Below are 13,813 nucleotides of genomic sequence, written 5' to 3' on the forward strand. Positions count from 1 at the left end.
GATACATCCGGCCACCGGGCCCCTGCAGCAGTCGATCAACGAATGCTGACTGCAGTTGAATACCGGCGCCATCTTGAATCTCGCCACCACGCTGGCGAATTGAGGACTTTATGAGCAAGACCAACGAATCCCTGATGCAACGTCGTGTCGCCGCTGTTCCACGCGGTGTTGGCCAGATCCACCCGATCTTCGCTGAAAGCGCGAAGAACGCCATCGTTACCGACGTTGAAGGCCGCGAGTTCATCGACTTCGCCGGCGGCATCGCGGTACTGAACACCGGTCACCTGCACCCGAAAGTCATTGCTGCCGCTGAAGCTCAGCTGAAAAAGCTGACTCACACCTGCTTCCAGGTACTGGCCTACGAGCCGTACGTCGAGCTGTGCGAGAAAATCAACGCCCGCGTTCCAGGCGACTTCGACAAGAAGACCCTGCTGGTCACCACCGGCTCCGAAGCCGTTGAAAACGCCGTGAAGATCGCCCGTGCTGCCACTGGCCGCGCTGGCATCATCGCCTTCACCGGCGGCTACCACGGTCGCACCATGATGACCCTGGGCCTGACCGGTAAAGTCGTGCCTTACTCCGCAGGCATGGGCCTGATGCCAGGCGGCATCTTCCGCGCCCAGTTCCCGAACGAGCTGCACGGCGTGAGCATCGACGAGTCGATCGCTTCCATCGAGCGCATCTTCAAGAACGACGCCGAGCCACGTGACATCGCCGCAATCATCATCGAGCCAGTTCAGGGCGAAGGCGGTTTCCTGCCTGCTCCGAAAGAGCTGATGAAGCGTCTGCGCGCCCTGTGCGACCAGCACGGCATCCTGCTGATCGCCGACGAAGTACAAACCGGCGCTGGCCGTACCGGCACCTTCTTCGCCATGGAACAGATGGGCGTCGCGCCTGACCTGACCACCTTCGCCAAATCCATCGCTGGCGGCTTCCCGCTGGCCGGTGTGTGCGGCAAGGCCGAGTACATGGACGCCATCGCCCCGGGCGGCCTGGGCGGCACCTACGCCGGTTCGCCGGTTGCGTGCGCCGCGGCCCTGGCCGTTCTGGAAGTGTTCGAAGAAGAGAAACTGCTGGAGCGCAGCCAGGCTGTTGGCGAGCGTCTGGTTGCCGGTCTGAAGCAAATCCAGGCCAAGCACCCGATCATCGGTGACGTGCGTGCCCTGGGCTCGATGATCGCTGTTGAAGTCTTCGAGAAAGGCACTCACACCCCGAACGCTGCCGCCGTTGCCCAGGTTGTGGCCAAGGGTCGTGAGAAGGGTCTGATCCTGCTGTCCTGCGGCACCTACGGTAACGTCCTGCGTATCCTGGTTCCGCTGACCGCTGAAGACGCGCTGCTGGACAAAGGTCTGGCGATCATCGAAGAGTGCTTCGCTGAACTCGCGTAAACTGTGATCCGCTAGAAAAAAACCCGCTTCGGCGGGTTTTTTTTCGTCCCAGGGAACAGGTTGAGCGCTAAGGTTTCCATAGGAGACACCTTGGAAGGTGCACCGGACTGCGTGTGATGGCTGTAAGGAGAACCTGATGACTGCTGTAGATCCACCCGCTGCTGCACCCAAGGTGTTGATTGCCGAAGGTGATCCGTGGGTGCGCGACATGCTCACGCAAATGCTGCTGAGCGTGCGCTGTGACGCCAAGGTGAAGGTCTGCGCCAATGGCAACGAAGCGCTGGAAGGACTGACCGGGCAACCGGACCTGATCATCGCTGCGCGTGAACTGCCGGGCCTCGACGGCCTCGACCTGCTGCGCAAGGTCCGATCGCGACCGCGGACGCCGGTGCTGCCGTTCATCCTCATCAGTAGCCGTGCCGACGTGGCCAGCGTGCGCGAAGCCCTGCCGCTGGCACCCACGGCCTACCTGAGCAAACCGCTGAACCTCGACTCGCTGCGCCAGCGCCTTGAAGAGCAACTGCTCAAGCTCGGCGAGGCGGTCTCCTGCGAAGTGCCGCCGCTGCGCGCGGGGTTGACGCTGGCGCGCTTTATCGAAGAACACCGCGCTACCGCCGATGGTGGCCCGTTGTTCGCCGATGTGCAGCAGGCGATCAAGCGCGCGCTTAACCCGCAGGGGCTGGACCTGCGGGTGCTGGAAGAAGAAGTGCGTTCCGATCCGCAAATCACCGCCGTGCTGATCGCCGCCGCCAACAGCGCCGCGCTGCACCGCGAGGGCGCCGTGCAGACCCTGCTGCAGGCGCTGAACAAGCTGGGGACCACCCAGAGCATGAACCTCATCCTTGGCCTCGCGCTCAAGCGCAGCGCCCGTCTCAGCGACCCGGTGCTGGCGCGTTATGCCGAGCAGTACTGGAACCTGTCGCTGCGCACGGCGGAGTACGGCCGGACTCTGGCACAAATGCTCGAACTCGACCTGGAGCGCTGCTACTGCGCCGGGTTGCTGCATTGCCTGGGCGACCTGGCGCTGCTGCGTTGTCTGCAGGAGTGGCGTTTGGCGGGTGGCGAGCTGGACGAGAACGAAGTCGAACTGTCGCTGAGCCAATCCGGCGCGGGCTACGGCTCGGCGCTGCGAGCGCGCTGGCGCTTGCCGCTGGAGCTGCGCGAGTTGATCGCTGCGGTGTACCAATTGGGCGGTGGCGTGTATTCCCGCGAAGACCTGGTGATGAACCTCGCCGGGCAGATGGCGCGGTTGACGCCGGAAGAAGGGCTGGATGAGCTGGCGGCGGGGAAGACGGCACGGTTGCTGAAAGTGGGGCGGGCGGAGTTGGAGCGGTTGCGGAAGGTGTGAGGTTTCAGGGCCTTATCGCTGTATAGATATCTACACAGTTCATGGTCAAGTCGTGGCTGCCATGTGTCAGCCGATATGTCTTCAGCGCCCTTGAGATCGAGCGCTGAAGAGCTATCGCGTAGCACTTGGTGGCCATGGCCAGATCCTCTGACAGGCAACTCGTGGTCGCCACACAATTCCGAGATGGATAGATACCCCATGCAGCGATGAGGCCATTGAAATCACCCCAAAACGATCTGATTCTTGCCCTTGCGCTTGGCCTCATACATCGCCGCATCCGCCCGGGCAAACAGGTTATCGAGCACTTCATCGTCCTCGATCATGCCGGTCAGTCCCTGACTGACCGTCACGCCGTACGTGTGCCCTTCATGGCTGAAACTCAGCCGCTGAATCTCCCGCTGCAGCCGCTGCGCCACCTGCATCGCCAGCTCTGGCGTGCAACCCGGGAACACCGCCGCGAACTCCTCGCCACCAATCCGCCCGAACAGGTCGCCCCGGCGTAGCGCCGCCTTGCCGCTGTCGGCGATGCGCTGCAAGACTTGATCACCCTCGGGGTGGCCGTAGGTGTCGTTTACCTGCTTGAAGTCATCGATGTCCAGCAGCAGGAACGACAGCGGCGCACCATCCTGACGGGCCTTGTCGAAGGCCTGGCCGGCGCAGTCGAAGAAGTGCCGGCGGTTGCTGCTCTGGGTCAGCACATCGGTGGTGGCCAGGCGTTGCAGCTCGCCTTCGAGCAGTTTCTTCTCGGTGATGTCCTCGGCCATGCCCACCACGATCAGCCGCTGGCCGTCGGCCTGCTGGTTGATGAAGCATTTGTCGCTGAGCCAGCGCACCTGGCCGTCGGCGGCGATGATGCGGTACTCGCGATCTTCTACCGCGCCCTTGACCAGCACCTCGGCGAGGCTGCGTTCGGCGTAATCCAGGTCGTCGGGGTAGATGCTGTCGCGCCACTGGTTGTAGTCGGCCAGCAGCAGGTTCGCGGGACGGCCGAAGATACGCTCGTAGGCCGGGCTGACGTAGAGCATCTGCCGGGATTCCCAGTCGAAGGCCCAGAGAATGGCGTTGACGCTGTCGAGCAGGGAGCTGATCAGTTGCTCGCGCTCGCTCAGGCGGGCGACTTCGCCCTGAGCATGCATGAGCGCCAGCAAAACCTGAGCCGCCTCGGGAGGCGGATTGAACGGTGGGGTGCTATTGACCATGTTCGCAGTACTTCTTGTAAGGCGGGGACGTGCGGCCACGACCCGACCCGCCAGGCTGGCGGGCGACATGTTGGTAAGAGCGAAATGAAGGGGGGAAGTTCCAGGCGGAGCGCCCGCTGGCGGGGCGCTCCGATCAGTGGCCATCAGGCCAGGGCAGGGCGCAGCGAGTAGGTTTTCAATTGCGCGGCGAACTCGCGCAGCGAGTGGATACCGCTGGCCTCGGCCTCGTGGACCCAGTCCTTGATCGCGGCGAGCATGTCGTGGCCGTTGGCGCTGGTGCGGGCCCAGATCTGCTGTAGCGCCAGGCGCTTCTCGTAGATGGTCTTGAGCGCCTGGCTGTGCTCCAGCATGGTCTGGATGCGCTGGTGATGACGATCTTCCAGCAGGCTGGTCTCGCGCGACAGCAGGCGCTTGGCGCGGCGGAACTGATGGCGCACTGAGTCATCGACCCGGGCCAGTTCCTGCTTGACCAGCGGGCCGATTACCAACTTGCGGTACTGGGCCATGATCTGGAAGCGGTTGTTGAGGATCGCCATGGCGGTGTCCATGTCCAACTGGCCCTTGCCTTCGACCCGGTGGGCGATCGGCGCGACGCGTTGCACCTTGGCCAGGCGCAGCCAGGTGAACAGCTTGATCCAGGCCCAACCCATGTCGAACTCCCAGCGCTTGACCGACAGCTTGGCCGAGTTGGGGTAGGTGTGATGGTTGTTGTGCAGCTCTTCGCCGCCAATCACGATGCCCCATGGCACCAGGTTGGTCGCGGCGTCGCGGCATTCGAAGTTGCGGTAGCCCACCGCGTGGCCAAGGCCGTTGACCACGCCGGCAGCCCAGAACGGAATCCACATCATCTGGATAGCCCAGATGGTGATGCCGATGGTGCCGAACAGCAGCAGGTCGATCACCGCCATCAGCGCGATGCCGCCGAGCTTGTAGCGCGAGTAGAGGTTGCGCTCGATCCAGTCTTCGGGGCAGTTCTTGCCGTAGATGCGCAGGGTTTCCGGGTTCTGCGCTTCGGCGCGGTACAGCTCGGCGCCCTTGCGCAGCACCGTGGACAGCCCCTTGATCACCGGGCTGTGCGGGTCATCCACGGTTTCGCATTTGGCGTGGTGCTTGCGGTGGATGGCGGTCCACTCGCGGGTGTTCTGCGCCGTGGTCAGCCACAGCCAGAAACGGAAGAAATGCTTGAGGCCGGCGTTCAGTTCCAGGGAACGGTGCGCCGAATAGCGGTGCAGGTAGACCGTGACCGCAACGATGGTCACGTGGGTCATCAGCAGGGTGACCGCCAGCAATTGCCAGGCCGACAGGTCGAGTAAACCGTAGTACCACATAGGTGGATATGCCCTCTTAGAGCGGAAAAACAGCGATGAGTATTATCACTGGCATGTTAAATAAAACCAGTCGGCCTTTTTGATAGGAGGTCAACGAGGAATTCTGCCCTATAATGCCCCATCTTTTGATGTGGGCATCTGTGACCCTATGTCTGTTTCTGCACGAGACGCCCTGAGAATGGCCGCGTTTTACCTGGTGCTGTCAATTCTCTGGCTGGTGGTTTCTGATCAAATATTAAGCAATGTTTTCGATGATCCGGCCCAGATGGCGCGCTGGCAGCTTATCAATGCCTACACATGGGCCGCCTGCAGCGCCTTGCTGATCTTCGTTTCCCGCGTGCGTTTGCTCAATTTCATCGGCCTTGGTGCGCGCTTGCGCCGCGAAGACCGCGAACGCCTGCGCATGGCCGCGGCGGTGTTCGACAGCACCCTCGAAGGCGTGCTGGTCAGTAACGCCGATGGCATCATCGTCCATGTGAACCGCGCCTTCATGCGCATCACCGGCTACCAGAAGGACGAAGTCATCGGTCAGCGACCGAACAAGTTCAAGTCCGGCCGCCACGACCAGAAGTTCTACCAGCAGATGTACCAGACCCTGCACGACAAGGGCGAGTGGAGCGGCGAGGTCTGGAACCGGCGCAAAAGCGGCGAGGTGTACCCGCAGTGGCAGACCATTTGCGCGATCCGCGACGATGGCGGGATGTTGACCCACTATGTTGCGGTGTTCAGCGACATCAGCGTGATCAAGCACACCGAACGCGAGCTGGCCTATCTGGTCCACCACGACCCCCTGACCGACCTGCCCAACCGCTTGCTGTTCAACGACCGCGCCCAGCAAGCGCTGGCCACGGCGCAGGCCAACAAGCGCGGCTGCGCCTTGCTGCTGCTCGACCTGGACCACTTCCAGAGCATCAACGACAGCCTCGGCCACAACATCGGCGACCAGTTGCTCAAGGCCGTGGCCGATCGTCTCAAACTGGTGATCGACCCCGGCGTCACCTTGGCGCGCCTCGGCGGTGATGAATTCGCCATCCTCAGCGAAAACTGCTCTCAGGTCGGCCAGGCTGCGGACCTCGCGCAACTGATCGTCGATGTGCTCAAAGAGCCCTACGAACTGGAAAACCACCGCCTGTTCAGCAGCGCGAGCATTGGCATCAGCCTGTTCCCCAGCGATGCGCAAAGCGCCGAGCAGTTGCTGCGCAACGCCGATGCCGCGTTGTTCAAGGCCAAGAGCAACGGCCGTTCCGGCTATGCCCTGTACACCGAAGAACTCACTGCTCATGCCCAGCAGCGGGTCGAAACCGCCATCGAACTGCGCCGCGCGTTGGAGCAGGGCGAACTACGGGTCTACTACCAGCCGGTGCATGACCTGTTCAGCGGCCGGATGATCGGCCTGGAATCGCTGGTGCGCTGGCAGCATCCCGAACGCGGGCTGGTGCCGCCGGGGGAGTTCATCCCGATTGCCGAGCGCACCGGGCTGATCGCCGATATCGACACCTGGGTCATGCGCCAGGCCTGTTCGCAGATGGTGGAGTGGCTGGCGCAAGGGCGGGCGCTGGAGTTCGTCGCGGTGAACGTTTCCAGCCGGTTGTTCGCCAACCGCGACATGTACCAGCAGGTCGCCCGGGTGCTGGACGAAACCGGGCTGGAGCCGTCGCGGCTGGAGGTCGAAGTGACCGAAAGCGCGGTGATGGAAGACCCCGAAGTCGCCCTCGAACAACTGCATCGCCTGCGTGAACTGGGCTTGCGCCTGGCCATCGACGACTTCGGCACCGGCTACTCGTCGCTGCTGCGGCTCAAGCGCTTGCCGGTGCAGAAGCTGAAGATCGACCAGGGCTTCGTCGCCGGGTTGCCCAATGATGACGATGACGTGGCGATCGTCCGGGTCATCATCGCCCTGGCGCGCAGCATGGGGATGCAGATCCATGCCGAGGGCATCGAGCAGTCCGAGCAGGCGCGCTTCCTGCTGGAGCACCAGTGCGACATGGGCCAGGGCTACTGGTACGGGCGGCCGGTGCCGCCACAGGATCTGCGCTTCTAAGCCGCAAGCTGCAAGTCACAGCAGATCCGCGCCGTTGCTACCGCTTTTTCTTGCAGCTTGCCGCTTCAAGCTTGCAGTTGATTTTTCAGTTATATAAACATTCTTAAATAGTATTTTTAAGAATATTCAGCCCTCTCTAAGATTGCCCCTACACCAGGCGCAGTCACCTTCCTACACGCTGCTCCCGGGCCCCCTTATTCACAGGAGCACGAGCATGAGCGCATCTCTGCGTAGCGTTGACGGTCAGGACGAAGCCACCATCCTGCGTGAAATCCAGAGCGCATTGCGTGACCTGCGATTCGGCGCGGTGGAAATCACTGTGCACAACGCCCAAGTTGTACAGATCGAACGCAAGGAAAAATTCCGCCTGCAGAACTCCAGCAACAAACCAAGCTGAAGCGCTGCCAGCCGCACCAACACATTAGAAAAAAATGCCAATCGGGAGCTTCACCATGTCTATCCGCCGTTATGCCCTGGCTGCACTCGCCAGCGCCGTTTTTGCCGGTTCCGCCATCGCCAAGGACTACGAGCTGTTGAACGTGTCCTATGACCCGACCCGCGAGCTGTATCAGCAGTACAACGCCGAGTTCATCAAGCACTGGCAGCAGGCTCACCCGGACGACAAAGTGAAGATCCAGCAGTCCCACGGCGGTTCGGGCAAACAGGCCCGTGCCGTGATCGACGGCCTGCGCGCCGACGTGGTGACCCTGGCCCTGGCCGGTGACATCGACGAAGTCGCCAAGCTCGGCAAGACCCTGCCGGAGAACTGGCAGACCCGCCTGCCGGACGCCAGCACCCCGTACACCTCGACCATCGTGTTCCTGGTCCGCAAGGGCAACCCGAAAGGCATCAAAGACTGGGGCGACCTGATCAAGAAAGACGTTTCGGTCATCACCCCGAACCCGAAAACCTCCGGCGGCGCTCGCTGGAACTTCCTCGCCGCCTGGGCCTACGGCCTGAAAGCCGGTGGCAGCGATGCCAAGGCGCAGGAATACGTGAAAGAACTGTTCAAGCACGTACCGGTGCTGGATACCGGCGCCCGTGGTTCGACCATCACCTTCGTCAACAACGGTCAGGGTGACGTGCTGCTGGCCTGGGAAAACGAAGCGTTCCTGGCGCTGAAAGAAGACGGCGGTGCCGACAAGTTCGAAATCGTCGTGCCGTCCCTGTCGATCCTCGCCGAGCCGCCAGTGGCCGTGGTCGACAAGAACGCCGAGAAGAAAGGCAACGAGCAGATCGCCGAGGAATACCTCAAGCACCTGTACAGCCCGGCTGGCCAGAAGATCGCCGCCGACAACTTCTACCGTCCGCGTGACGCCAAGGTGGCCGCTGAATACGCCAAGCAGTTCCCGAAACTGGACCTGGTGACTATCGACAAAGACTTCGGCGGCTGGAAAACTGCCCAACCCAAGTTCTTCAATGACGGTGGCGTTTTCGACCAGATCTACACGGCGCAGTGATTGTTGCCCGATAGAGCAGGAGCCGTTTCGTAGCCAGCATGGGCCCGGGCATAGTCCCGGGCTCAATGCGTTCAACCAAGGACCTTTATGTCTCGTCGTATATCCCCCGTCATACCCGGCTTCGGGCTGACGCTGGGTTACACCTTGGTGTACCTCAGCTTGATTGTGCTCATACCGCTGGGGGCCATGTTCGTGCATGCCTCCCAGCTCACCTGGGAGCAGTTCTGGGCCATCGTCAGTGCACCGCGGGTGCTCGCGGCACTGAAGCTGAGCTTCGGCACCGCCCTCTGCGCCGCCATCATCAACGGCCTGATCGGCACGTTGCTGGCCTGGGTGCTGGTGCGCTACACCTTCCCCGGCCGCAAGATCATCGACGCGATGATCGACCTGCCGTTCGCTCTGCCCACCGCCGTGGCCGGTATCGCCCTCACCGCGCTGTACGCGCCGTCCGGCTGGGTTGGCCAGTTCGCCACCGACCTCGGTTTCAAGATCGCCTACACCCCGCTCGGCATCACCCTGGCACTGACCTTCGTCACCCTGCCGTTCGTGGTGCGCACGGTGCAGCCGGTGCTGGCCGACATCCCGCGTGAAGTCGAAGAAGCCGCCGCCTGCCTCGGCGCCAAGCCGCTGCAGGTGTTCCGTTATGTGCTGGCGCCGGCCTTGCTGCCGGCGTGGCTGACCGGCTTCGCCCTGGCCTTCGCCCGTGGGGTCGGCGAGTACGGTTCGGTGATCTTCATTGCCGGCAACATGCCGATGAAGACCGAGATCCTGCCGCTGCTGATCATGGTCAAGCTCGACCAGTACGACTACACCGGCGCCACTGCCATCGGCGTGCTGATGCTGGTGGTTTCCTTCATCCTGCTGCTGCTGATCAACTTGCTGCAGCGGCGTATCGAAACCCCTTGAAGGAGGCCTGAGCATGTCTGCATCTTCTGTTGGCGTAGCCGCTTCGGCCAATGCCGCCCGCCGTGGCAGCGATTCCGCGCGGCGTATCCTGATCGGCCTGGGCTGGCTGGTCTTCGCCCTGTTCCTGCTGTTGCCGCTGGTCATCGTGGTGTCCCAGGGCCTGAAAATGGGCCTGGGCACGTTCTTCGAGGCGATCTTCGAAGCCGACGCCCTGTCCGCGCTGAAACTGACCCTTATCGCCGTGGCCATCTCGGTGCCGCTGAACCTGGTGTTCGGGGTTAGCGCAGCCTGGTGCGTGAGCAAGTACAACTTCCGCGGCAAAAGCGTGCTGGTCACCCTGATCGACCTGCCGTTCTCGGTCTCGCCGGTGATCGCCGGTCTGGTCTACGTGCTGATGTTCGGCGCCCAGGGCTTCCTTGGCCCATGGCTGCAGGACCACGACATCCAGATCGTCTTCGCCCTGCCGGGGATCGTCCTGGCGACCATCTTCGTCACCGTGCCCTTCGTTGCCCGTGAACTGATCCCGCTGATGCAGGAGCAGGGCACCCAGGAAGAAGAGGCCGCGCGCCTGCTGGGCGCCAACGGCTGGCAGATGTTCTGGCACGTGACCGTGCCGAACATCAAATGGGGCCTGATCTACGGCGTGGTGCTGTGTACCGCGCGGGCGATGGGTGAGTTCGGCGCGGTGTCGGTGGTGTCCGGCCACATCCGCGGCGTGACCAACACCTTGCCGCTGCATGTCGAGATCCTCTACAACGAATACAACCATGTCGCGGCCTTCAGCGTGGCCAGCCTGTTGCTGATCCTGGCGCTCTTCATCCTGCTGCTCAAGCAGTGGAGCGAGAACCGCATTAACCGTCTGCGCCAAAGCGCAGCGGAGGAATAATTCATGTCGATCGAAGTTCGTAATGTCAGCAAGCGCTTCAATGCCTTCCAGGCCCTGAACAACATCAACCTGGATATCCACAGCGGCGAGCTGGTGGCCCTGCTCGGCCCGTCCGGCTGTGGCAAAACCACCCTGCTGCGCATCATCGCCGGCCTGGAAACCCCGGACGACGGCAATATCGTGTTCCACGGCGAGGACGTTTCCGGCCACGACGTGCGTGATCGCAACGTCGGGTTCGTGTTCCAGCACTACGCCCTGTTCCGTCACATGAGCGTGTTCGACAACGTCGCCTTCGGCCTGCGCATGAAGCCCAAGGGCGAGCGCCCGAACGAAAGCCGCATTGCCGAGAAGGTCCACGAGCTGCTGAACATGGTCCAGCTCGACTGGCTGGCTGATCGTTATCCGGAGCAGCTTTCCGGTGGTCAGCGCCAGCGTATCGCCCTGGCCCGTGCCCTCGCGGTCGAGCCCAAGGTGCTGCTGCTGGACGAACCGTTCGGCGCGCTGGACGCCAAGGTCCGTAAAGAACTGCGCCGCTGGCTGGCGCGGCTGCACGAAGACATCAACCTGACCTCCGTGTTCGTGACCCACGACCAGGAAGAAGCCATGGAAGTGGCGGACCGCATCGTGGTGATGAACAAGGGCGTGATCGAACAGATCGGCTCGCCGGGCGAGGTTTACGAGAACCCGGCCAGCGATTTCGTCTACCACTTCCTGGGCGATTCGAACCGCCTGCACCTGAGCGAGAACCACCACGTCCTGTTCCGTCCGCATGAAGTGTCGCTGTCGCGGCATGAAGTGGAAGGCCACCACGTCGCCGAAGTCCGCGACATCCGCCCACTGGGCGCCACCACCCGGGTGACGTTGAAAGTGGAAGGGCAGAGCGAGCTGATCGAAGCCGAAGTGGTCAAGGACCACGACAGCCTGACCGGGCTGGCGCGGGGCGAGACGTTGTTCTTCAAGCCGAAGGTCTGGCAGAAAGTCGAGAACATCTGACGGGGCTGCGGGGCTCATCGCTGCATAGGCGATGAGTCCCGAGAATGCTCAGGCCGACCCGAGAATCTTGCCGAGAAACTGCCGTGTCCGCTCATGCTGCGGATTGGCAAACAGCGCCTTCGCCTCGCCCTGCTCGACGATCACACCCTTGTCGAAAAAGATCACCCGATTGGCGACGTCGCGGGCGAAATTCATTTCGTGGGTGACGATGATCATGGTGCGCTTTTCCTCGGCCAGGCCGCGGATGGTCGCCAACACTTCGCCCACCAGCTCCGGGTCGAGCGCCGAGGTGGGTTCGTCGAAAAGGATCACTTGCGGCTCCATCGCCAACGCGCGTGCGATGGCGACCCGCTGCTGCTGGCCGCCGGAGAGCCGGCGTGGGTAGGCATCCTCTTTGCCCGCCAGGCCGACCTTGGCCAGCAAGGCCCGGCCCAAGGCCTCGGCTTTGTCGCGCGGGGTCTTCTTCACCACCACCGGGCCTTCGATGACGTTTTCCAGGGCGGTTCGATGGGGGAACAGGTTGAAGCTCTGGAAGACGAAACCGACCTCTTGGCGCAAGCGCCGGATCAGTCCCGACTGCTGGCTGAGCGGGCGGCTGCCGTCGATCTCGATATCGCCGACGCGGATCACCCCGCTGTCGGGGGTTTCCAGCAGGTTCAGGCAGCGCAGGAAGGTGGTCTTGCCCGAGCCGCTGGGGCCGATGATGGCGATGACCTCGCCGGGCTCGACCGTCAGGTCGATGTCTTTGAGCACGGTCTGGCCGTTGAACTGCTTGTTCAGCCGTTGTACCTGGATCATCGTCGCGGCTCCTCGTCATGCCGGTTGACCCGGGTTTCCATGCGCTGCTGGACGTGCGCGAGGACGCTGCAGAGCACCCAGTAGATGACCGCCACCGCGAGGTACATGGTGAAGACTTCGAAGGTGCGCGCGGTGATCAGTTGCGCCTGGCGGAACAGTTCGGGCACCTGGATGGTGGCCGCCAGGGCGGTGTCCTTGACCAGCGAAATGAAGCTGTTGCCCAGCGGCGGCAATGCCGTGCGCAGGGCTTGCGGCAGGATCGCCCGGCGCATCGCCTGGGTGCGGGTCATGCCGATACTGGCCGCCGCTTCCCACTGGCCACGGTCGATCGACGCGATCGCGCCGCGGAGGATTTCGCAGATGTACGCGGCCATGTTCAGCGACAGGCCGATCAGCGATGCCGGGATCGGGTCGAGTTCGATCCCGATCTGCGGCATGCCGAAATAGATCACGAACAACTGCACCAGCAGCGGCGTGCCGCGAAAGAACGACACGTAGATCCGCGCCGGCCAGTCCAGCAGCGGTGTCTTCGACAGGCGCATCAGTGCCAGGGCAAAACCGAGCACCAGGCCGAAGAACATGCCGCCGACACTGAGCAGCACCGTGTAGCCAGCGCCCTTCAGCAGGAAGGGCGCGGAGTCGGCAACGAGTTGCAGGCTTTCAGCGATCATTGCGTGACATCAGCACCGAAGTATTTCTCCGACAGCTTGGCCAGCGTGCCGTCAGCCCGCAGCTTGTCCAGTGCCTGGTTGATGGCGTCGAGCAGTTCCGGCTCGCCCTTGCGCAGTGCGATGCCCGACTCCAGGCGCGAGAAGGCGGCGCCGGCGAGTTCGGTGTCCTTGGCTTTCTGGGCGTATTCGAGGGCGGCGAGGCGGTCGATCAGGATGGCGTCGATGCGGCCGTTGCGCAGGTCGGCGAACTTGCTCGGGTCATCCTCGTAGGTGCGCACGTCGGCCTTCGGCACGTCCTGCTTGACCCACTGTTCGTAGTTGGTGCCCAGGCCGACGCCGACTTTCTTGCCGGCCAGGTCGGCGGCGGCATTGATATTCAGCTCCGCGGCCTTTTTCTTCAGGATCAGTGCCTGGATGCCGGACACGGTGTAGGGCTTGGAGAAGTCGTATTTTTTCTTGCGCTCTTCGGAGATCGTCACCTGGTTGACCACCACGTCCAGGCGCTTGGATTCCAGGGCGGCGAGGATGCCGTCCCATTTGGTCGGCTGCACCTTGGCCTTGACCCCGAGTTGCTTGGCCAGGGCCTCGGACAGTTCCACCTCGAAGCCGGTGAGCTTGCCGTCGGCATCGACGTAGCTGAACGGCGGGTAGGTGCCTTCCAGGCCGATGTTGATGACGCCCTTGTCCTTGATGGTCTGCAATTGCTCGCCGGCGATGGCCTGGCTGAGCACGCTGGCGCCCAGAACGATGCCGGCGCCGATACCCAGAATGCGTTTGGTGAAAACGGAAATCGTC

Annotated in this window: 13 protein-coding genes; 8 read left to right on the forward strand and 5 right to left on the reverse strand. The window is 62.7% G+C overall.

Going from position 1 to position 13,813, the window contains the following annotated elements; translation table 11 throughout:
- The first annotated feature begins 110 nt into the window (after window positions 1–110).
- Together gabT and NTD82_RS18505 are read left to right on the forward strand one after the other, a co-directional pair.
- Window positions 111–1,388 carry a 4-aminobutyrate--2-oxoglutarate transaminase gene (gabT, locus tag NTD82_RS18500; protein WP_262129728.1) on the forward strand — a complete coding sequence of 426 codons (1,278 nt, stop codon included), beginning with the start codon at window positions 111–113 and terminating at the stop codon, window positions 1,386–1,388.
- A gap of 136 nt (window positions 1,389–1,524) precedes the next feature.
- Window positions 1,525–2,736, forward strand: coding sequence for a response regulator (locus NTD82_RS18505; protein WP_262129729.1), 1,212 nt, complete (start codon window positions 1,525–1,527; stop codon window positions 2,734–2,736).
- A gap of 221 nt (window positions 2,737–2,957) precedes the next feature.
- Here the strand turns inward: NTD82_RS18505 and NTD82_RS18510 are convergent, their stop codons facing one another.
- Together NTD82_RS18510 and desA are read right to left on the reverse strand one after the other, a co-directional pair.
- A complete protein-coding gene (locus NTD82_RS18510; RefSeq protein WP_095159439.1) occupies window positions 2,958–3,935 on the reverse strand; it encodes a GGDEF domain-containing protein in 978 nt (325 codons plus the stop codon).
- A 143-nt stretch (window positions 3,936–4,078) separates the two neighbouring features.
- The gene (gene desA, locus NTD82_RS18515; RefSeq protein WP_095159440.1) at window positions 4,079–5,263 is read right to left on the reverse strand and encodes a delta-9 fatty acid desaturase DesA; all 1,185 of its coding nucleotides are present in this window, start codon (window positions 5,261–5,263) and stop codon (window positions 4,079–4,081) included.
- Window positions 5,264–5,411: 148 nt separating this feature from the next.
- Here desA and dibA point away from each other — a divergent pair, with 148 nt between their 5' ends.
- The 6 genes from dibA to NTD82_RS18545 all read left to right on the forward strand — a co-directional run bounded on the left by dibA (window position 5,412) and on the right by NTD82_RS18545 (window position 11,549).
- Entirely contained in the window at window positions 5,412–7,304 is a 1,893-nt protein-coding gene (gene dibA / locus NTD82_RS18520; RefSeq protein WP_262129731.1) for a phosphodiesterase DibA, read from the forward strand.
- Window positions 7,305–7,518: 214 nt separating this feature from the next.
- On the forward strand, window positions 7,519–7,701 hold the full coding sequence (gene oscA, locus NTD82_RS18525; RefSeq protein WP_095159442.1) for a sulfur starvation response protein OscA: 183 nt from the start codon (window positions 7,519–7,521) through the stop codon (window positions 7,699–7,701).
- 55 nt (window positions 7,702–7,756) lie between these two features.
- A complete protein-coding gene (locus NTD82_RS18530) occupies window positions 7,757–8,764 on the forward strand; it encodes a sulfate ABC transporter substrate-binding protein (protein WP_262129732.1) in 1,008 nt (335 codons plus the stop codon).
- 87 nt (window positions 8,765–8,851) lie between these two features.
- A complete protein-coding gene (gene cysT, locus NTD82_RS18535; RefSeq protein WP_262129733.1) occupies window positions 8,852–9,670 on the forward strand; it encodes a sulfate ABC transporter permease subunit CysT in 819 nt (272 codons plus the stop codon).
- A 13-nt stretch (window positions 9,671–9,683) separates the two neighbouring features.
- Window positions 9,684–10,556, forward strand: coding sequence for a sulfate ABC transporter permease subunit CysW (gene cysW / locus NTD82_RS18540; RefSeq protein ID WP_095159445.1), 873 nt, complete (start codon window positions 9,684–9,686; stop codon window positions 10,554–10,556).
- 3 nt (window positions 10,557–10,559) lie between these two features.
- Entirely contained in the window at window positions 10,560–11,549 is a 990-nt protein-coding gene (locus tag NTD82_RS18545) for a sulfate/molybdate ABC transporter ATP-binding protein (RefSeq protein WP_095159446.1), read from the forward strand.
- A gap of 48 nt (window positions 11,550–11,597) precedes the next feature.
- On the opposite strand, the gene tcyN is transcribed toward NTD82_RS18545, so the two are convergent.
- Genes tcyN through tcyJ form a run of 3 tightly spaced genes read right to left on the reverse strand, consistent with a single transcriptional unit; the run spans window position 11,598 to window position 13,809 of the window.
- Window positions 11,598–12,347, reverse strand: a complete 750-nt coding sequence (tcyN, locus tag NTD82_RS18550) for an L-cystine ABC transporter ATP-binding protein TcyN (protein WP_095159447.1) — start codon at window positions 12,345–12,347, stop codon at window positions 11,598–11,600.
- Window positions 12,344–13,018 (reverse strand): cystine ABC transporter permease, encoded by a 675-nt coding sequence (gene tcyL / locus NTD82_RS18555; RefSeq protein WP_262129737.1) that lies wholly within the window; start codon window positions 13,016–13,018, stop codon window positions 12,344–12,346. The genes tcyN and tcyL overlap by 4 nt, the downstream gene beginning before the upstream one ends.
- The gene (gene tcyJ, locus NTD82_RS18560; RefSeq protein WP_371864345.1) at window positions 13,015–13,809 is read right to left on the reverse strand and encodes a cystine ABC transporter substrate-binding protein; all 795 of its coding nucleotides are present in this window, start codon (window positions 13,807–13,809) and stop codon (window positions 13,015–13,017) included. The genes tcyL and tcyJ overlap by 4 nt, the downstream gene beginning before the upstream one ends.
- Window positions 13,810–13,813 lie beyond the last annotated feature (4 nt).

Source organism: Pseudomonas sp. 5P_5.1_Bac1 (assembly GCF_025466015.1).
Lineage (GTDB): Bacteria > Pseudomonadota > Gammaproteobacteria > Pseudomonadales > Pseudomonadaceae > Aquipseudomonas.